This window comes from Mesorhizobium sp. B2-3-7, assembly GCF_006442695.1.
Classification (GTDB): domain Bacteria; phylum Pseudomonadota; class Alphaproteobacteria; order Rhizobiales; family Rhizobiaceae; genus Mesorhizobium.
In genome coordinates this window covers 172,260-191,193 of record NZ_VFVV01000006.1, presented here as the reverse complement: position 1 = coordinate 191,193, position 18,934 = coordinate 172,260, and the positions used below count along the sequence as shown (strand labels likewise).

The 18,934-nt window shown below is 62.7% G+C and carries 16 protein-coding genes; 3 read left to right on the top strand and 13 right to left on the bottom strand.

The window, feature by feature from the left end:
• Positions 1–72: 72 nt before the first annotated feature.
• Positions 73–483 carry a helix-turn-helix domain-containing protein gene (locus FJ940_RS13950; protein ID WP_140495388.1) on the bottom strand — a complete coding sequence of 137 codons (411 nt, stop codon included), beginning with the start codon at positions 481–483 and terminating at the stop codon, positions 73–75.
• A gap of 134 nt (positions 484–617) precedes the next feature.
• Here FJ940_RS13950 and FJ940_RS13945 point away from each other — a divergent pair, with 134 nt between their 5' ends.
• Positions 618–1,511, top strand: coding sequence for an SDR family oxidoreductase (locus tag FJ940_RS13945; RefSeq protein ID WP_140495386.1), 894 nt, complete (start codon positions 618–620; stop codon positions 1,509–1,511).
• A 39-nt stretch (positions 1,512–1,550) separates the two neighbouring features.
• Here the strand turns inward: FJ940_RS13945 and FJ940_RS13940 are convergent, their stop codons facing one another.
• From FJ940_RS13940 to FJ940_RS13930, 3 genes are all read right to left on the bottom strand, one after another.
• A complete protein-coding gene (locus FJ940_RS13940) occupies positions 1,551–2,591 on the bottom strand; it encodes an aldehyde reductase (RefSeq protein ID WP_140521164.1) in 1,041 nt (346 codons plus the stop codon).
• A gap of 40 nt (positions 2,592–2,631) precedes the next feature.
• The gene (locus FJ940_RS13935) at positions 2,632–4,551 is read right to left on the bottom strand and encodes a potassium transporter Kup (RefSeq protein ID WP_140495382.1); all 1,920 of its coding nucleotides are present in this window, start codon (positions 4,549–4,551) and stop codon (positions 2,632–2,634) included.
• Positions 4,552–4,654: 103 nt separating this feature from the next.
• Positions 4,655–5,395: a pyridoxine 5'-phosphate synthase gene (locus FJ940_RS13930; protein WP_140521165.1), complete on the bottom strand. Its 741-nt coding sequence runs from the start codon at positions 5,393–5,395 to the stop codon at positions 4,655–4,657.
• 112 nt (positions 5,396–5,507) lie between these two features.
• On the opposite strand from FJ940_RS13930, the gene FJ940_RS13925 reads away from it, so the two are divergent.
• Positions 5,508–5,909: an STAS/SEC14 domain-containing protein gene (locus tag FJ940_RS13925; protein WP_140521265.1), complete on the top strand. Its 402-nt coding sequence runs from the start codon at positions 5,508–5,510 to the stop codon at positions 5,907–5,909.
• Here the strand turns inward: FJ940_RS13925 and FJ940_RS13920 are convergent.
• From FJ940_RS13920 to FJ940_RS13880, 9 genes are all read right to left on the bottom strand, one after another.
• Positions 5,902–7,029, bottom strand: a complete 1,128-nt coding sequence (locus tag FJ940_RS13920) for an ATP-dependent RecD-like DNA helicase (protein ID WP_140656828.1) — start codon at positions 7,027–7,029, stop codon at positions 5,902–5,904. The genes FJ940_RS13925 and FJ940_RS13920 overlap by 8 nt on opposite strands.
• A gap of 128 nt (positions 7,030–7,157) precedes the next feature.
• Positions 7,158–7,520: a nitrile hydratase accessory protein gene (locus tag FJ940_RS13915; protein WP_181168352.1), complete on the bottom strand. Its 363-nt coding sequence runs from the start codon at positions 7,518–7,520 to the stop codon at positions 7,158–7,160.
• Entirely contained in the window at positions 7,507–8,166 is a 660-nt protein-coding gene (nthB, locus tag FJ940_RS13910) for a nitrile hydratase subunit beta (RefSeq protein ID WP_140521166.1), read from the bottom strand. The genes FJ940_RS13915 and nthB overlap by 14 nt, the downstream gene beginning before the upstream one ends.
• Complete coding sequence (nthA, locus tag FJ940_RS13905; RefSeq protein WP_140521167.1) at positions 8,163–8,786, bottom strand: nitrile hydratase subunit alpha; 624 nt, start codon at positions 8,784–8,786, stop codon at positions 8,163–8,165. The genes nthB and nthA overlap by 4 nt, the downstream gene beginning before the upstream one ends.
• 73 nt (positions 8,787–8,859) lie before the next feature.
• A complete protein-coding gene (locus FJ940_RS13900; protein ID WP_140579975.1) occupies positions 8,860–12,021 on the bottom strand; it encodes an efflux RND transporter permease subunit in 3,162 nt (1,053 codons plus the stop codon).
• Complete coding sequence (locus tag FJ940_RS13895) at positions 12,018–13,304, bottom strand: efflux RND transporter periplasmic adaptor subunit (RefSeq protein WP_140656827.1); 1,287 nt, start codon at positions 13,302–13,304, stop codon at positions 12,018–12,020. Before FJ940_RS13895 ends, FJ940_RS13900 begins: the two co-directional genes overlap by 4 nt.
• A 215-nt stretch (positions 13,305–13,519) precedes the next feature.
• A complete protein-coding gene (locus tag FJ940_RS13890) occupies positions 13,520–14,116 on the bottom strand; it encodes a LysE family translocator (RefSeq protein WP_140516483.1) in 597 nt (198 codons plus the stop codon).
• Positions 14,117–14,225: 109 nt separating this feature from the next.
• Positions 14,226–14,798 (bottom strand): acetolactate synthase small subunit, encoded by a 573-nt coding sequence (ilvN, locus tag FJ940_RS13885; RefSeq protein WP_023676680.1) that lies wholly within the window; start codon positions 14,796–14,798, stop codon positions 14,226–14,228.
• 82 nt (positions 14,799–14,880) lie between these two features.
• Positions 14,881–16,662 (bottom strand): acetolactate synthase 3 large subunit, encoded by a 1,782-nt coding sequence (locus tag FJ940_RS13880; RefSeq protein ID WP_140656826.1) that lies wholly within the window; start codon positions 16,660–16,662, stop codon positions 14,881–14,883.
• Between the two features lie 445 nt (positions 16,663–17,107).
• Between FJ940_RS13880 and FJ940_RS13875 the strand changes: the two genes are divergently transcribed.
• On the top strand, positions 17,108–18,910 hold the full coding sequence (locus tag FJ940_RS13875; RefSeq protein WP_140559561.1) for an NAD(P)/FAD-dependent oxidoreductase: 1,803 nt from the start codon (positions 17,108–17,110) through the stop codon (positions 18,908–18,910).
• The last annotated feature ends 24 nt before the right edge of the window (positions 18,911–18,934 follow it).

The following is an 18,934-nucleotide window of genomic DNA, read 5'->3' as shown; positions in this document are numbered from 1 at the left end:
GACCACCGTGCCGGCCACCATCGAGGCCAGGAACTGCGGCGAATGCGCGGCGTCGCGGCGCCACCACGCGGCTTATGCCTGGGCGGCATCAAAATCCGCACGCGCTTCGCGCACCGCATCATGGTTGAGTTCGGCCCATAGGATCAGTTGATGAAAGGCGCCGAACATCGAGCGCCCGAGATCGGTCAGGCTGTATTCAACGCTCGGTGGTTTGGTCGGGAACACTTCACGATGCACATAACCGTCGCGTTGCAAATCGTGCAGTGTCTGGGTCAGCATGCGCTGCGAAATGTCAGGCACCAGCCGCCGCAACTCGCCGAAACGATACGGCCTTTCAGCCAGCGCCATCACCAGCAGCGATCTCCATTTGCCGCTGACGCCCTGGATGACATTGCGAACCGGACAATCGGCAAAATTACCGCCCCCGCTCATCGCTTTGTAGGTCTCCAGCTTCGATTTCAGATTGGTGACCTTGCCGTCCATCGCTGGTTCCCTGGGTGTGCCTACCTCCCGAAAAACTGCCTTCTTTACGGCGACAGGTCAATTCCTATTTTAGTGCTGGTCTCTTTCTGAGACCACTAGAGCACCCGCCGCTTCGGCACAAATCAGGATCTCCGATGACCGAAACCCTTCTCGTCACCGGCGCCTCCGGCCAGCTTGGCCGCGGCGTCATCCGCTATCTCCTGGACGCGCATAAAACTCCGCCTGCAAAGATCATCGCTATCACGCGCAATCCCGAAAGCCTGGCAGATTTGGCGGTGCGCGGCGTCGTTGTCAGGGCCGCAGACTTCAACGACGCCATTTCGCTGGAAACCGCATTCAAGGGCGCCGACAAGGCGCTGATCATTTCGACCGGCGATCTCGATCTCAAAAGCGGCAAGCGCCTGAAGCAGCACGAGAATGCCGTCGCGGCGGCCAAAAACGCCGGCGTCTCGCACCTGCTCTATACCTCGATGCCCAACCCGGAACCGGTGTCGCCGGTCCTGTTTGCCGGTGACCACTACAGCACCGAGCAGGCAATCAAGGCGAGCGGCATCCCCTACACGATCTTCCGCAACGGCTGGTACCAGGAGAACCTGTTCATGGCGCTGCCGCACGCGATCGCCTCGGGGCACTGGTACACGTCCGCCGGCGAAGGCCGCATCGCCCATGGCGCGCGCGACGACATGGCAGCGGCGATCGCCGCCGGTCTCGCTTCCGGCTCGACCGACAACAAAACCTACACGCTGACTGGCCCGCAAGCGTACACGACGGCAGAGATCGCCGCCCTTGTCAGCGAAGTCACCGGCAAGCCGCTCGATGTCGTGCAGGTTTCGGATGATGTCCTGACCGAAGGGGTAAAGGCATCAGGCGTTCCCGAGGATTTTGCCGGCGTCATCGTTTCCTTCGACGTCAACACGCGTGCCGGCCGCATCGCCATGGTGACGGACGCGATCGAGATGCTTTCCGGCAGGACGCCAAGGACGTTGAGACAATTCCTCGAGGCGAACAAGGCTGCCCTGGCAGGTTGAAATCCACGCGGCGGGAAGTCTGTTCTCGACTTTCCGCCCCTACTTCGATGTTTTGATCAGGCCGTGCCGAATAAGGCTCTCTCCGGTCGCAGCCAGCGCGTCTTCGCGCGAACGCGACTTCCAGCCGAGCATGCGAACCGCCTTGGCATTGGTGGCATTCTTGACCTTGCCCAGCTCAGGCACGAGCTGCGCGACTTCCGGATTGAACAGTCCCACCATGCGCACCAGCCAATCGGGAAGCTCTCTGGTCGAAACGCGCTTCGCCGCGTTACCGAGCCGCTTTCTCAAGGTTTGCGCGATTTCCCGCACGGTCATGAAATCGCCGGCCACCGCCAAGAAGCGCTCGCCGTTGGCAGCTGGATCGGTCATGGCGCGGATATGCAGGTCCGCCACGTCGCGTGCATCGACGACGCCGAAGGACAGGCGCGGCAGCCCCGGCATGGCGCCATTCATCATGCGTTGGACAAATTCGGTGGAGGTCGAATGGTCCGGGCCAAGCACAGGCCCGAAGATGCCGACGGGGTTGACGGCAGCAAGCTCCAACCCGCCCGCCTCGGCGGCGATAAAATCCCAGGCCGCGCGCTCGGCGAGCGTCTTCGACTTCACATAGGCGCTGACCCTTCCCATCGGATCGGTCCAGCTCTCCTCGGTGAACGGACGGCCGTCGGGCGGCATCTTGCCGTAGCCGACAGCCGCGAAGGAGGACGTCAGCACGACGCGTCTGACACCGGCATCTCGTGCCGCCCGCAGCACCCGCAACGCGCCTTCACGGGCCGGAATGATCAGCTCGTCATCATGCTTGGGCACGCCGGGCGGGAACGGCGAGGCGACATGCAGGACATAGTCGCAGCCCGCAGCGGCTAGCGGCCAGCCGGCATCGCTCATGAGATCGGCGATTGTAAAGGAGAGCCTGTCATCCGGCTCGACGCCACCTGCCTTGAGCATGGCCAGGACATCGGCTTGCCGCCTGGCCGAGCGCACAGTCGTGCGCACGCGGTAGCCAGCCTTCAGCAATTCAAGGATACAGTGAGCGCCGAGAAAGCCAGATCCGCCGGTGACAAGCACCAATTCGCCGCTCATGCCCGTCCCCCGAAGCGTCAGCCCAAGGCGATCGAGACCGTCAGATCGCCACCTGCGTGCCGATCTCTACCACACGGCCGGTCGGTATCTGGAAATATTCAGTGGCGTCGGCCGCCGTGCGCGCCAGCCCGATGAACAGCCGGTCTTGCCACACCGGCATGCCGGAATTGGGCGAGGCTTTCAGCGAGCGCCGGGACAGGAAGAAGGAGGTCGTCATGATGTCGAACTTCCAGCCTTGCTTGCGGCAGATCGCCAGCGCGCGCGGGATGTTGGGCTGCTCCATATAGCCGAAGGTCAGCGTCACCCGCATGAACAGCTCGTTGACCGTCTCCATCTTGACCCGGTCGCTGTCGGGCACCACCGGCTGCGGCGCGGTCACCACCGAGAGGATCACATTCTGCTCGTGCAGCACCTTGTAGTGCTTCAGGCTGTGCATCAGCGCGGTCGGCGCGCTGAGCGGATCGCTGGTCAGGAACACCGCGGTGCCGGATACCAGTTGCGGCTTTTTCTTCAACAGATTGCCGGCCAGGAAATCGAGCGGGATCTCGTTGCGGCGGGTCTTGTCGAAGAGATAACGGCTGCCGCGCACCCAGGTCCACATCGCCAGAACGATGGTGAAGGCCACCGCCAGCGAGGCCCAGCCGCCTTCGAACACCTTGACGATGTTGGAAGCAAAGAACCCGACATCGATGAAACCGAACAAGGCTGTCATCGCGACAGCCACCCACAGCCGCCATTTCCAGATGCGGGTCATGACGACAAACAGCAGCACGGTGGTCACCAGCATGTTGCCGGTCACCGAGATGCCGTATGCCGAAGCCAGCCTGCTGGATTCGCCGAAGCCCACCACCAGCATCATCACCACCAGCGCCAGCAACAGGTTGACGCGCGGCATGTAGATCTGGCCGGACTGTTTTTCCGACGTGTGCAGGATTTCCAGCCGTGGCAGCATGTTGAGCTGCACCGCCTGCCTGGTCAGCGAGAATGCGCCTGAAATCACCGCCTGGCTGGCGATGACCGTCGCGGCGGTCGCCAGCACCACCATCGGGATCAGCGTCCAGCCTTCGTTCATTTCGAAGAAGGGATGTCCGACCACGCCGTTCTTGGCCAGCACGAAGGCGCCCTGGCCGGCATAGTTGAGCAGCAGGCAAGGGAACACGATCGCCAGCCAGGCGAGCACGATCGGCTTGCGGCCGAAATGGCCGAGATCGGCATAAAGCGCTTCGGCGCCGGTGACCGCAAGGAAGATGGCGCCGATGGTGACGAAGGCGACATCGGGCGAATTGATCAGGAAGGCGACGATATAGTGCGGGCTGATCGCCCACAGGATTTCCGGATCGGCGATGATATGGTTGAGGCCGGACAGGCCGATAGCCAGGAACCAGACCGCGGTGATCGGGCCGAAGATCAGCGCCACGCCGCCGGTGCCGAAGCGCTGCACCGAAAACAGAACCGCCAGGATGACCAGTGTCAGCGGCACGACATAAGGCTGGAAGGTCGGCGTGACGACATTCATGCCCTCGACCGCCGAGAGCACCGAAATTGCCGGGGTTATGACGGCGTCGCCGAAGAACAGCGAGGCGCCGACGATACCGATGCCCAGGATGATCGCCGAGCGCTTCGGGAAACTGCCGCGCGCCAATGCCATCAACGACAGCACGCCGCCTTCGCCGCGGTTGTTGGCGCGCAGCACGAACATGATGTATTTGATGGTGACGATGATCGTCAGTGACCAGATGATCAGCGAGAGAACGCCAAGAATGTCGCCACGGTCGGCCACTTCGCCGCCCGACGACGCCACCAGCGCCTCGCGGAACGCGTAGATCGGGCTGGTGCCGATATCGCCGTAAACAACGCCGAGCGCGCCGAGCATCAACACCTTGGTGCTGTGCTGCTCGATCTCAGGATGGCTCGATTGTTCGACGGTTTCTGCCTCACTACCAGTGTTGGCAAGGGCCATGAACGACACTCCGATAAGCGGGCGGTGCTCTACGCTTGCTGCGATGCAATATCAAGTACCGTCGCGTTATGGCTGCCATGCTTTGCACGCGAGGCTGCCACCATTACCACCCGCAAGCCCTGAGAAATCGGCCCACCGTGCCGGCCATGCCATACTCCAACGCGTCGGCTGTCAACCCATGTCCGATCGACACTTCGGCCAATGCCGGAACGCGTCGCGCCAGGGCCGGCAGGTTGCTCACCGTCAGATCGTGCCCGGCATTGACCTCAAGGCCCGCGACAAAGGCCGCATCGGCGGTTTTTCCCAGTCTTTCCAGCTCCTTGGCCGCCTTGGCGGAATCGGCATGGCAACTGCCATAAGGTCCCGTGTAAAGCTCGATACGGTCGGCGCCGGTATCGCGCGCGGCGTTTATGCCGGCAGGATCCGCATCGGAGAACAACGAGACCCGGAAACCGCCCTTCTTCAGGCGTCTCACGATCGGTGTCAGGAACGCTGCATCGGCGATGAAGTTCCAGCCATGGTCCGAGGTTGCCTGGGAGGGATCGTCAGGCACCAGGGTCACCTGTTCCGGTTGATGCTTTTCCACGAGAGCCAGGAAATCCTCGGTCGGATGGCCCTCGATGTTGAATTCGGCCCGCGGGAACTCATCGTCGATCAAGGCCCTGATCTCAGGCAGGTCTGAACGGCGGGTATGGCGCTCGTCCGGGCGAGGATGCACCGTCAGCCCATGCGCTCCCGCCGCAAGCGCGATGCGGCCAAGCGTGATCACATCGGGCCACGGCAGGTCGCGCCGGTTGCGCAGCATGGCGATGGCGTTGAGATTGACGGAAAGCTTTGCGGGCATGGCTTCGGATCCTGCTCGATTTCGGCGCATCTATACCGCCTTTGACTGGAACAGATAGGGGGTTTCCGGTGTTCCAGAAGATCGGATGACGTTTGTGAAAGGATACGATCCCTTGAATTTCCTCGAAGCCGTGCCGGCAATCCGGCGCATCGATACGGACCGTGAGGATCTCTTCGCCATCGATATCGTCGGCCATGTCTCGGCGGCCGACGCGGAAAACCTGTTCGGCCTGCTCGAAGCGGCTTACGCGCTTCACCCGCGAATCGATGTGCTGGTGCGCGTGATCGATCATGACGGCGTCGACTGGAGCGACATATCGGACGAGACGCTGCGACAGGGCGCGGTCCAGGCCGCAGAGCATATCGGCCGTTGTGCCGCGATCGGCGAGCCGGACTGGACGGCGCAGGCGCGAGACTTCCTCCCTACCCCGCCGCCGGTCGAACTCAGGCATTTCAAAGACGAGGCCGATGCCTGGCAATGGCTCGGCGCCAGGCAACTGGGCTCCGCTACCTGACGATCGTCAACCGTTCGGCCGCCCGGGTGATCGCGGTGTAAAGCCAGCGCTGGCGCGTTTCCTTGAACGCCCAGCTTTCGTCGAACAGCACGATCTCGTTCCACTGAGACCCCTGCGCCTTGTGCACGGTCAGCGCATAGCCATAGTCGAAATCATCGAACCGCTTCTTCTGCTGCCACGGGATATCGGCGTCGGGATCCTCGAACGCCGCCTTGAGCAGCTTGATCTTGGCGACACCGCGGTCCGGATCATCCTCTTCGGGCGACACCAGGAGGTTGATGCCAGGTTTCACCGTCTCGCGCGACGAGGTCATCACCGTCCACAGCGAACCGTTGAGCAGGCCCTTGGCCGGGTCGTTGCGCAGGCACACCAGCTTGTCGCCGGCCTGCGGATAGTCGGCATTGAACCCCTTGAGCTCGCGCAGGCGCTGGTTGTAGCGGCGGCGCGTGCGGTTGGTGCCGACCAGCACCTGGTCCGCCCTCAGCACTAGGTCCTGGTTGACGTCTTCCTTGCCGATCACCTGCGCCGTGCCGTAGTCGCCGCGCATGAATTCGCGCCCCTCGCGCACGTCGAGCGCCAGCCGCAGGATCGGATTGTCGCGCGCCTGCCGGTGGATTTCGGTGAGCAGGAAATCCGGCTCGTGGTCGGTGAAGAAGCCACCGCCCGAGATCGGCGGCAACTGGCCGGGATCGCCCAGCACCAGGATCGGCGTGCCAAAGCTCAAGAGGTCACGGCCAAGCTGCTCGTCGACCATCGAGCATTCGTCGATGATGACCAGTTTCGCACGCGAGATCGGGCTCTGCCGGTTGAGCGAAAAAGTCGGCGACATCGACGTCTTGCCAGTCACCTCGTCTTCGACCGATTCCTCCCCCTTGGGCCTGTAGATCAGCGAATGGATGGTGCGGGCATTGACCGCGCCCTTGGAGCGCAGCACCTGCGCCGCCTTGCCGGTGAAGGCGGCGAACTGCACCTGGCCGTCGACATGTTCGGCGAAATAGCGCGCCAGCGTCGTCTTGCCGGTGCCGGCATAGCCGAACAGCCGGAACAATTGCGGCTTGCCGGCCTTGAGCCAGCGCGCGACCGCCTGCAGCGCCTCGTCCTGTTGGGGTGAAAATTCCATCTGATCGTGTGACCGGATTCGCAAGGGAAAGACAAGATGGCGGCCACCGCCATCGAGGCAGCCGGCGGCAAACAAGGTTATCAGGCGAGGACGGGAACGTAAAGGGAACGGGCGGCGTGTCCGCACGATCACCTGACGGCGTGCGGATCGTTCTCCAGCAGGATCGGCTTGCCGTGCGGCGTGGCATGCGCGGCGCGCTCCCAGGCCCGTGCCATCGCATCGACATCGGGCTTGGCGGCCAATCCTTTCGACGCCAGCAGCGTTTCCAGCGCTGCCAACCAATGTTCGTAATAGTCATGGCCGTCAGCCCCGGCGCCGGGTTTCTTCACTTCGGCCGACAGTGCCTGCGCCCACTCGCTCCACGAAAACAGGCCCTTGTCGTGCAGCGCCACCGTCATCGCGAAGGCTTCGGCCTGCCAGGGCTCGGCGAAGACGGGCGCATCGAGGCCGGCGGGCAGACCGGCAGGCCCGTTCGCCTCAGGCCGGTTCAAGATAGTTCTCCCAGGCATCGATGGACACGGTCAGCGTCGGATCGGCCCCGTCGCCCCAGATCTCGGCTCCGTCGAAAACCACCGTATAGACCCATTGCGGGTTCTCGCCCTGCCCATGCGCGTTGGTGTCCGGGAATACAAAGCCGTCGCGCACCGCTTCGATCCTCCCATGCTTGCCACGCGCGTAGCGCGGCAGCCTGGTGTGGCCGGTCGGATTGAAATTCCTGGTCCGCACGCGGTCGCCGGCCCTGAACCGCGGCGCCGTTTCGACCGGCCGGTTGCACGGAGCGCCCTTGGCCAGCACGGCCGGAACGTCATCGGCCTTCAGCACTCTTTTGGGCGTCGCCGCCGCATCGATCGCCTCGCCTGCCTTGAGATCACGCTCGCTGACGAAACCATGGCGCTTGAGCAGGGTTTCCAGCGCCTTGATCCAGATCTGGTAGTAGCTGGAGGCATAATAGTCGGCCGGATGCAGCGATTCCCGCGCATGCCGACTCTCATCGATATTCCAGGCGCCCATTCCGCCGGCGGTGAGCGTCACGCCGAGCGCCCGCCGCTCCCAGTCGGCATGAAAATACGGCTCGTCCCGTTCCGGCGCCACCGGTCCGAATCCCATCTGTCCACCGAGATCCTGCGGGCCGTTCATGCCGGCTCCCCCGTTTGTTCCGTTTTTTGGGCCAGCGCGGTGCCGATCATGGCATCGCGGCTTACCAATTCGGACAAGCGCTCCTCGCTCCAGCCATCGGTTCCTTGAGGCCGCATCGGGACGACGAGATAGCGCAACTCCGCCGTCGAATCCCAGACGCGTATCTTTGTTGAGGCCGGCAGCGTCAGCCCGAATTCCTCAAGCACGCCGCGCGGATCGATGACCGCGCGCGAGCGGTATGGCGGCGCCTTGTACCAGACCGGCGGCAGGCCGAGCACCGACCATGGATAACAGGAGCACAGCGTGCAGACGACGAGATTGTGCGTCTCTTCGGTGTTGAACACCGTCTGCATGTGCTCGCCTTGCCGGCCGGTGTAGCCCAGCGACCCGATCGCCGCCGTCGCATCGCGCTTCAGCCAGTCGGCAAAAGCGGGATCGCTCCAGGCCTTGGCCACCACCCTCGCGCCGTTGCGCGGACCGATCTTGGTCTCGTAGGTATCGACGATGACATCGATCGCGGCCGGATCGATCAATCCCTTGCGGGTGAGAATGGTTTCCAGCGCGCGCACGCGAGCGGCAAACGGATCGAGTTCGTTGTCGTGGTCATGATCGTGGGACATGGCCACAAACTACGGCTGCGATCCGCCGGCCGCAAGCATGACGACTTGGGCCAGTGGGCGCGACGCGGATACACTACTCCGCGGCCGTCTTTTGCGGCTCGCCTCGGATTTCGTCATCATCGTCGAACAGCGAAGGCTGATCCCCCGCTTCGACCAGATGCAATTCGGGCTTGCGCTTCGGCATCAGCCCGACCAGCCAGCCCGAGAAATTTTCCATGTAGACATAGATTACCGGTGTGACGAACAGCGTCAGCGCCTGCGAGGCGAGCAGACCGCCGACAACGGCGACGCCCAGCGGCTGGCGCAGCTCCGCGCTGGCGCCCGTGCCGAGCGCGATCGGGAACGTGCCCATCAAGGCGGCCAGCGTCGTCATCATGATCGGCCGGAACCGCATCAGGCAGGCCTTGTGGATGGACTCGGTGGCCGACATTCCTTCTCGTCGCAATTCGAGCGCGACGTCGACCATCATGATGCCGTTCTTCTTGACGATGCCGATCAGCATCAGGATGCCGATCACCGCGATGACGGACAGGTCCATGCCGGCGAAGCGCAAGGCGACAACCGCTCCCAGCACAGCCGATGGCAAGCCTGTGAGGATCGTGAGCGGATGGATGAAGCTCTCATAGAGAATGCCAAGCACGATATAGATGGTCAGGATCGCGCCGCCGATCAGCAGGCCCTGGTTGGCGAGCGAATCCTGGAAGGTCTTGGCTGTGCCGGCAAAGCTGGTCGAGATCGTCTCCGGCATGCCGATCTGCTCCTTGAGCGCGTCGATGCGGCTCACGCTGTCGCCGAGCGCCACGCCTTGCGGCAGATTATAGGAGATCGTCACGGCCGGAAGCTGGCCGAGCTGGTTGACCGTCAAGGCGCCGGCCGTGCGATCGACCCGGGCGAAGGCGCCAAGCGGAACCAGGGAGCCGCTCGCCGTCCGCATCTGGATGGCCAGCATCCGCTCCGGCGACCACTCGATCTTGGGATCGAGCTCGGTGATGACTTCGTAGCTGTCGGCGGAGCCGAAGATCGTCGAAACCTGGTCGGTGCCGAACCCGCCATAAAGCGCCGAGCGCAGCGTGTCGGTGTCGATGCCGAGCTGGGCCGCCTTGTCGCGATCCACCACCAGCGTCGCCTGCAGCGCATTGTTCTGCAAATCGCTGGTGACGTCGGTGAAGGTCGCATGATCGGCCGTCATCGCGTCATTCAGTTTCTGCGCCCAGATGTCTGTCTGGCCGGTGTCGAGGCCCTGAACCACGAGCTGGTAGGCGCTGGCAGACGAGCGCGAACCCAGCCTCAGATTCTGCACAGGCTGCATGTAGGTCTCGATGCCTGCGACGCCGGCCAATTGCTTGCGCAGATCGGCAAGCACCTTCTCGATATTGGGCCGCTGGTCCTTGCCCTTGAGCTGGACGAAAAGCTGCCCCTGGTTGAGCGCATTGTTGCCGCTGCCCGCCGACCACGCAACATGGTCGACATAGGGCGAATGCGAGAAGACGCTGGCCACCTGCCCCTGCAGCTTTGCCATGGCGTCGAACGAGATGTCCTGGCGCGCGATGGTCGTCACCGATATCTGGCCGATATCCTCCTGCGGGAAAAAGCCCTTCGGCGAGACCTCGATCAGCCACACCGACGCCGCCGCGGTGCCTATGAAGACCAGGAACACCAGGAAAGTGTGCCGCAGACAGAAGCTCAGGATCCGGTCGTAGCCGCGGGTGATGAAATCGCGCCTGTGGCCATCGCCATGCGCCTCGCGGTCGGCCTTGGTCACCGACAGCAGCCGCGAGCACAGCATCGGCGTCAGCGTCAGCGACACGAACATCGACGCCAGGATGGCGACCGTCACCACGACGGCGAACTCGTTGAAGATGCGCCCGATGACGCCGCCCATCAGAAGCACCGGGATGAACACGGCCACCAGCGAGATCGAAATCGAGATGATGGTGAAGCCGATTTCGCGCGCGCCCTTCAGCGACGCATCGAAAGCCGACAATCCGTCCTCCTCCATGTGACGGAAGATGTTTTCCAGCATCACGATAGCGTCGTCGACGACGAGGCCGACCGCGAGCGTCAGGCCCATCAGCGAAATGTTGTCGATGGAAAAGCCGAACAGGAACATCGCGCCGAGCGTGGCGATCAACGAGATCGGCACCGCCACGGCCGGGATGATGGTCGCCGTAACGCGGCGCAGGAACACGAAGATCACCATGACCACCAGCGCGATGGTCAACAGCAGCGTGAACTGCACGTCGTCCACGGCCTGGCGGATCGAGGTCGAACGGTCGTTGAGCAGCTTGATCTGGGCGGCGGCCGGCATCTGGTCCTGGAAGGACGGCAGCATCGCCTTGACCTTGTCGACGACATCGACAGTGTTGGCGTCGGGCTGGCGCTGCACCGCCATGATGATCGCGCGCGTGCCGTCATACCAGCTTGCAGTCGTCGTGGTCTGCACCGAATCGACGACGCGTGTCACCTCGCCCAGCCGCACCGGATGACCGTTCTTGGTGGCGATGATGAGGTTGGAGAATCCGGCGGCGTCGGTCAGCTGCGTGTTGGCCGTGATCGTCAACTGCTGTTTGTTGTTCTTCAGAACGCCCAGCGGGGTGTTGGAGTTGGCGGATGCGATCGCCGCCTGCAGCTGGTCGATCGAAATGCCGCGCGCGGCAAGCGCGGTCGGGTCGATCTGGATGCGGACTGCATATTTCTGCTGGCCGAAGATGGAGACCTGCGCCACGCCGTCGATGGTCGACAGCGACGGCGAGATGACGTTTTCGGCGAAAGCATCGAGATCGGTCAGCGGAACCGTATCGCTGACCAGCGACATCAAAAGGATCGGCGCGTCGGCCGGATTGACCTTGCGATAGCTCGGCGGCGAGGTCATCTGCGGCGGCAGCGATCTTTGCGTGCGCGCGATCGCTGCCTGCACGTCCGCGGCCGCGGCATCGATGTCGCGGTTGAGCACGAACTGGATGGCGATCGAGGTCTGGCCGAGCGAGTTGGTGGTCGAGATCGAATCGATTCCGGCAATGGTGGCGAATTGCTTGATCAGCGGCGTCGCCACCGACGTTGCCATCGTTTCCGGCGAGGCTCCGGGTAGCTGAGCCGAGACGTTGACGACAGGGAATTCGGCACTGGGCAGCGCGGCCACCGGGAGGAACTTGTAGGCGAACAGCCCGCCCAGAACGAGGGCGAACGACATCAGGAGGGTGGCGACAGGCCTGCGAATGCAGAACTCGGAGATCATTGGGCCGCCTCGCCGGCCTTGTCCGCTTGCGCGATCTTGGGTGCTGCCTGGTCGCCGGATCCGGCGGATGCCTTGCCTTCGTGCACGGCAGCCCCGTTCTTCAGTCGCGTCTGGCCTTCGATAACAACCTTCTCGCCGCTTTTCAGGCCATCGCTGATGGCGGCGCTCTGACCCACGGTCAGCGCCACTTGCACCGGCCGCATTTCGACTGTGTTGTCAGGCTTGACCACATAGACGAACGGCCCCTTCTGGCTGGGCTGCACCGCGACCGTGGGGACGGACGTCATCTGCGGCATGATGCCGGCGTCGAGCACGACATTCACATATTGGCCCGGCCACAGCGACAGATCGGCGTTGGGTATGCTGGCTCGCGTTGCGATGGTGCCGGAAGCGGTATCGACGCTGGAATCGACGAAATCGAGCGTGCCCTTGCCAATGGGTGTCGGGTCGCCGTCCTGGGTCAGGGTCACTGCCCCTTGCTGTGGCTTTGCCAGTGCCTTGTGCAGCAGCGCAAGGTTGCTTTCGGGCAGGTTGAAGTTCACCTGCAGCGGATCCATCTGGGTGATGGTGACGAGCGGGGTCGAGGTGCTGCTGCTGCCATTGCTCGTGGTCACGAGATCGCCCACGGCAACGTTGACCGCGCCAAGCCTGCCGGAAATCGGCGCGGTGATCCTGGCAAAGCCAAGCTGGACATTGTCTGCATCGATTGTCGCCTTGTCGGCATCGACAGTCGCTGCCGCCGCCTTCTGCGCGGCAACGGCCTGGTCGTAGGTCTGCTGCGTACCGGCCTGCTTGGCGACAAGATCCTTGGCGCGCTGAAGATCGGAATTCGAACTGGCAAGCAGCGCCTGATCCTTGGCGAGCGTCGCCTGATCCTTGGCGAGCTGCGCCTTCAAGGCACGGTCATCCACCGAAAACAGGAGATCGCCGGTTTTCACCATCTGCCCGTCCTTCACGTCGATCGACACGATCTGGCTGGACACGCGCGCGTTGATGCTGACCACGGCGGGAGAGGAGACGAAGCCGATGGCGTAGCGCCGGACCGGGAAATCGGCCGTCGTTGCCGTGGCCGAGATGATCGAGGCCGAACGGGCGCCAGTGCCGCCGGCCGCCTGCTTGGCCCCTGCCTGCGGATCCTGCCTATCCGGCGTCGGCTTGTCCGACGCGACCTGCTTTGCACCGATGATCTGCCGGGCCCTGCTCAGCGTGTCGGGAGACAGATAGAGACAGGCCGCGCCTGCGCAGGCGACCGCAAGCAATGAAAGAATGACTTTTCCACGCATCGACAAAAGACCCTCTCCGTCCGACACGCCATAGCCAGGTGGTCGTATTCTAGCTCAAATCACGACTGCCTGCCGCGATTTCGCTGAATAGATAGGACAGGGCTTTGGCGGAAAAGGGCCAAAACACGGCATTACGAAGATTTAATGTGCACTGCACAATGGATGGGCAGCCCACTATGATCGCGTGCAAAAGCCGGATCGCGAGCCTGGACAGCTTACCGCAGCATCGGCCAAAGCGTCGCGGCCAGCAGCACGCCCATGGCGATGTTGAACCATTTCAGCCGCACTGGATCGGACAGGAAACCGCGCAGCGCCGTGCCGAATCCCGCCCACACTGAAACACTCGGCAGGTTGACGATAGTGAAGGCCACCGAGATCAGCGCCACCGACAGGAACGGATGCTCCGGATTGGAGTAGACGGCCATGGCGGTGATCGCCATCACCCAGGCCTTGGCATTGACCCACTGGAACGCCGCCGCCTCGATGAAACGCATCGGCCGCGCCTTCGTCTCGCCTTTGCCGCTGAGCGAGCGTGACATGGCGATTTTCCAGGCAAGGTAGAGCAGATAGGCGGCGCCGGCGATCTTGAGCGCGGTGTGCAGCGCCGGGAACGCCGTCAGCACGGCGCCAAGACCAAGGCCGACCGCCAGCAGCAAGACAAGAAACCCGATGCTGATGCCGAACATATGCGGCACGCTCCTCACCAGGCCGAAATTCACACCTGAGGCGAGCAGCATCAGATTGTTAGGCCCGGGCGTGATCGAGGTCACGAAGGCGTAGACAAGCAAGGCGAGGAATGCGTCGAGCGACATGATATCCTCCCAGATAAGCCAGTATTATTGTCTCTTCCAACGACCGCACAAATGCCACCCTCGGCCGGTGGCCGATCCCGTCGTCACGCTGTGGAGAAACTTACCGGTGCTACATCCCCTGCGGGCCACGGTTCATCGCCGCCACGCCGGTGCGGCAGATTTCGACCAGGCCGAGTGGCTTCATGATGGCGATGAACTGGTCGAGCTTGGAGCCCTTGCCGGTGATCTCGAAGATGAAATGCTCGGTGTTGGCGTCGATGACGCTGGCGCGGAAGGCGTCAGCCAGCCGCAGCGCCTCGACGCGGGCTTCGCCGGTGCCGGCGACCTTGACCAGCGCCAGTTCCCGCTCCAGCGGCCGCTCCTGGCCGAACTCCTGCGAGCGCACGGTGAGGTCGACGACGCGGTGGACCGGCACGATGCGCTCGAGCTGGTGCTTGATCTGCTCCAGCACATGCGGCGTGCCGCGCGTCACGATGGTGATGCGCGACAGATGTTTCTCATGCTCGGTTTCCGAGACTGTCAGGCTCTCGATGTTGTAGCCGCGCCCGGAAAACAGGCCGATGACCCGGGCAAGCACGCCCGGCTCGTTGTCGACCAGCACTGAAAGCGTGTGGTTCTCGGGCTTTTCCGTTTCCTTGGCGATGAAATAGGCGGAGCCGGTCGGTTGTAGCTGTGCGTTCATGATGTGAATCTCGACTTCAAACTCTTGGATCTAATCTCTGTTTACGCACGGCTTCTCGCGACAGCCCTGCCTCTGTCCGCTGCTAAACCAGTTCCCTGCCCTTGGCGTCGATGGCGTTGGCCACCGCCTCGTCCGTCGCCTCGTCCGGCAAGAGCATCTCATTGTGCGCCTTGCCCGACGGGATCATCGGGAAGCAGTTGGCGAGCGTCGCCACGCGGCAGTCGAACAGCACCGGCTTTCTGACCGAGATCATCTCCTTGATGGCATCGTCCAGCTCGTCCGGCTTGTCGCAGCGAATACCGTGGCCGCCATAGGCTTCGGCCAGCTTGACGAAATCAGGCATGGCTTCGGTGTAGGAATGCGACAGCCGGTTGCCGTGCAGCAGCTGCTGCCATTGCCGCACCATGCCCATATACTGGTTGTTGAGAATGAAGATTTTGATCGGCGCGTCGAACTGCACCGCGGCACTCATCTCTTGCATCGTCATCTGCACCGAAGCGTCGCCGGCGATATCGACGACCAGCGCGTTCGGATGCGCGATCTGCACGCCCAGTGCCGCCGGCAGGCCGTAACCCATCGTGCCGAGCCCCCCGGACGTCATCCAGCGGTTCGGCTTCTCGAAATGGTAGTGCTGGGCCGCCCACATCTGGTGCTGGCCGACCTCCGTCGTGATGTAGGTGTCCATGTCCTTGGTCAGGGCATAGAGCCGCTGGATGGCATATTGCGGCATGATCACGTCGTTGTTCATCTTGTAGGCGAGCGAATCGCGCGCGCGCCATTTGGCGATCTGCTCCCACCAGGGATAGAGCGCCTTCTTGTCGGCCTTGGCGGTTGCCCGCCACAGCCGCACGAGATCCTCCAGAACCCGGCCGACATCGCCGATAATGGGCACGTCGGTGTGGACGTTCTTGTTGATCGAGGACGGATCGATGTCGATATGGATCTTCTTCGAGTTCGGCGAGAACGCGTTGAGCCGGCCGGTGATGCGGTCGTCGAAGCGCGCACCGATGCAGACCATCACGTCGCAGTCATGCATGGCCATGTTGGCTTCGTAGGTGCCGTGCATACCGAGCATGCCGAGCCAGTTCTTGCCAGATGCCGGATAGGCGCCGAGCCCCATCAGCGTCGAGGTGATCGGGAAACCGGTGAGGTCGACCAGTTCGCGCAGCAGATGGCTCGCTTCCGGACCGGAGTTGATGACGCCGCCGCCGCTGTAGATGATCGGTTTCCTGGCACCGGCCAAAAGCTCGACCGCCGCCTTGATCTTCTCCAGATCACCCTGCACCTTCGGCTGATAGCTGGTGCGTGGCGCGGTTTGCGGAGAAACGTAAAAACCCTTGGCGAACTGCACGTCCTTCGGGATGTCGACCACGACAGGACCGGGACGGCCGGTGGTGGCGACATGGAAGGCCTCATGAATGGTTGCGGCAAGCTCGTTGACGTCCTTGACCAGCCAATTGTGCTTGGTGCAGGGGCGCGTGATGCCGACCGTGTCGCACTCCTGGAAAGCGTCCGAACCGATCAGCGAGGTCGGCACCTGCCCGGTCAGGCACACCAGCGGGATCGAATCCATCAGCGCGTCCTGCAAAGGCGTCACCGCGTTGGTCGCGCCCGGACCCGATGTCACCAGCATGACGCCTGCCTTGCCGGTCGAGCGCGCATAGCCCTCGGCGGCGTGGCCGGCGCCCTGCTCGTGCCTCACCAGGATGTGCTCGACGTCGTCCTGCTGGAATATCTCGTCATAGATCGGGAGAACCGCGCCGCCCGGATAACCGAAGACATGCTTGACGCCATTATCCTTCAGCGCCTGCACCACCATTTCGGCGCCAGTCATTTCGCGCCGCTCGCTCTGTCCGTTGCTCATCGGTTTGGTCCCGTACTGTCCGCCATCTGGCGATTTGCTGGTCGTTTAGTCGTGTTTCAGGCAATAAAAAAGGCCCCCGAGGGAGCCTGTGTGTTGCGCATGGGAGGTTTTCGCCCGGCGGTTACACCGCCTTGCCCACGCGCCTTCCTACGAGAATGAGTGCCTTTTTCATGGTGGCGAACCATAAGGGTGAAAGCAGCCGTTCGTCAATGGGGTCGATTCCGCTTTCATGCCGGCTTGCCCGGTGCATGGCACGAAGCACGCGCACGCCGTCATTTAGACCCGGCTCGACGTCGGGTCGCTGGTCAAACCTCTGAAAACAAAGCGAACTATTTGGCGACGTGACGCGGCCCATGGTTTGCCGCGATACTGTCCAAGGCCGGACCCCAAGCTCGGCAAAGGCAGCTCGCAACGAGGCCGATCAACAAAAACGCGGAGGAAACTGATGCTCGACAAGGCCCCGAACAGGAAGCTTTCCGACCTTCTCGAACGATTTGGCGCGGCCCTTGCCGCCGGCGACGTCGACAAGGCGGTCGAATGCTTCCAGGAAGATTGTTATTGGCGCGACCTCGTCACCTTCACCTGGAATATCAAGACCATGGAAGGCCGCGATCAGGTGCGTGACATGCTGGAAAGCCAGCTGTCGAAGACGAAGCCATCACATTTCGCCATCGCCAGGGGCGAGGACGCGACCGAGGCGAACGGGGTGATCGACGGCTGGATCAGCTTCGAGACGGATGTGGCGCGCGGCTTCGGCCATATCAGGTTGAAGGACGGCAAGATCTGGACGCTGCTGACCACGATGGTCGAGCTGAAAGGGCATGAAGAGCCGGCCGGCTTCGCCCGGCCGATGGGCGCCAAGCACGGCTCCGGCAAGAACCGCCCGACCTGGAAGGAAGAGCGCGAAAAGGAAGCGGCCGAGCTTGGCTTCAAGACGCAGCCCTATACGGTCATCATCGGCGGCGGCCAGGGCGGCATCGCGCTTGGCGCGCGGCTCCGCCAGCTCGGCGTGCCGACGATCATCATCGAGAAGAATGAACGTGCCGGCGACAGTTGGCGCAAGCGCTACAAGTCGCTCTGCCTGCACGACCCGGTCTGGTATGACCATTTGCCCTACATCGATTTTCCCCGGAACTGGCCGGTTTTCTCGCCCAAGGACAAGATCGGCGACTGGCTGGAAATGTACACCAAGGTGATGGAGCTGAATTACTGGTCCTCAACCGAGGCCAAGAGCGCTTCCTACGACGAGGAGAACAAGGAATGGACGGTTGTCGTCCACCGCGACGGCAAGGACATCACGCTGAAGCCGAAGCAGCTGGTGCTGGCCACCGGCATGTCCGGCCGTCCCAATCTGCCGAAGTTCAAGGGCATGGAGAATTTCAAGGGCGATCAGCACCACTCCTCCAAGCACCCCGGCCCCGACCAATATGCCGGCAAGAAGGTTGTCGTCATCGGCTCCAACAATTCCGCGCACGATATTTGCGCAGCACTGTGGGAAGCCGGCGTCGACGTCACCATGGTGCAGCGATCGACCACCCACATCGTCAGATCCGACACGCTGATGGATATCGGGCTTGGCGCGCTCTACTCGGAGCAGGCGGTGCAGAACGGTATGACCACCGCCAAGGCCGACCTCATCTTCGCCTCCCTGCCCTACAAGATCCTGCACGAGTTCCAGATTCCGCTTTATGAGAAGATGAAGGAGCGCGACGCGGCGTTCTACAAGGGCCTGGAAAAGGCGGGGTTCATGCTCGACTGGGGCGACGACGGCTCCGGCCTGTTCATGAAATATCTCAGGCGTGGCTCCGGCTACTACATCGATATCGGCGCTTCGCAGCTGATCATCGATGGCGCCATCAAGCTCAAGAGCGGCGTCGATGTGGCCGAGATCAAAGAACATTCCGTCCTGCTCAGCGATGGCACCGAACTGCCGGCGGACGTCATCGTCTACGCCACCGGATACGGCTCGATGAATGGCTGGGCGGCGGAGCTGATCTCAAAGGAGGTTGCCGACAAGGTCGGCAAATGCTGGGGACTCGGCTCGAACACCACCAAGGATCCCGGCCCATGGGAAGGTGAGCAGCGCAACATGTGGAAGCCGACGCAGCAGGAGGCGCTCTGGTTCCATGGCGGTAACCTGCACCAGTCGCGCCATTATTCGCAGTTCCTGTCGCTGCAGTTGAAGGCCAGGCAGGAAGGCATTGCGACGCCCGTCTATGGGCTGCAGCAGGTTCACCACAAGGGATAAGCCAGATCGTGGCGAAAAACCGAG

Excerpts from the sequence above, each read along its gene's own strand:
- FJ940_RS13940 (WP_140521164.1), bottom strand. The coding sequence starts at position 2,591 with ATGAGCGGCGAATTGGTGCTTGTCACCGGCGGATCTGGCTTTCTCGGC.
- FJ940_RS13920 (WP_140656828.1), bottom strand. The coding sequence starts at position 7,029 with ATGGAATTTTCACCCCAACAGGACGAGGCGCTGCAGGCGGTCGCGCGC.
- FJ940_RS13930 (WP_140521165.1), bottom strand. The coding sequence starts at position 5,395 with ATGCCCGCAAAGCTTTCCGTCAATCTCAACGCCATCGCCATGCTGCGC.
- FJ940_RS13890 (WP_140516483.1), bottom strand. The coding sequence starts at position 14,116 with ATGTCGCTCGACGCATTCCTCGCCTTGCTTGTCTACGCCTTCGTGACC.
- nthA (WP_140521167.1), bottom strand. The coding sequence starts at position 8,786 with ATGTCCCACGATCATGACCACGACAACGAACTCGATCCGTTTGCCGCT.
- FJ940_RS13875 (WP_140559561.1), top strand. The coding sequence starts at position 17,108 with ATGCTCGACAAGGCCCCGAACAGGAAGCTTTCCGACCTTCTCGAACGA.
- nthB (WP_140521166.1), bottom strand. The coding sequence starts at position 8,166 with ATGAACGGCCCGCAGGATCTCGGTGGACAGATGGGATTCGGACCGGTG.
- FJ940_RS13880 (WP_140656826.1), bottom strand. The coding sequence starts at position 16,662 with ATGAGCAACGGACAGAGCGAGCGGCGCGAAATGACTGGCGCCGAAATG.
- FJ940_RS13935 (WP_140495382.1), bottom strand. The coding sequence starts at position 4,551 with ATGGCCCTTGCCAACACTGGTAGTGAGGCAGAAACCGTCGAACAATCG.
- ilvN (WP_023676680.1), bottom strand. The coding sequence starts at position 14,798 with ATGAACGCACAGCTACAACCGACCGGCTCCGCCTATTTCATCGCCAAG.
- FJ940_RS13900 (WP_140579975.1), bottom strand. The coding sequence starts at position 12,021 with ATGATCTCCGAGTTCTGCATTCGCAGGCCTGTCGCCACCCTCCTGATG.
- FJ940_RS13950 (WP_140495388.1), bottom strand. The coding sequence starts at position 483 with ATGGACGGCAAGGTCACCAATCTGAAATCGAAGCTGGAGACCTACAAA.
- FJ940_RS13895 (WP_140656827.1), bottom strand. The coding sequence starts at position 13,304 with ATGCGTGGAAAAGTCATTCTTTCATTGCTTGCGGTCGCCTGCGCAGGC.
- FJ940_RS13945 (WP_140495386.1), top strand. The coding sequence starts at position 618 with ATGACCGAAACCCTTCTCGTCACCGGCGCCTCCGGCCAGCTTGGCCGC.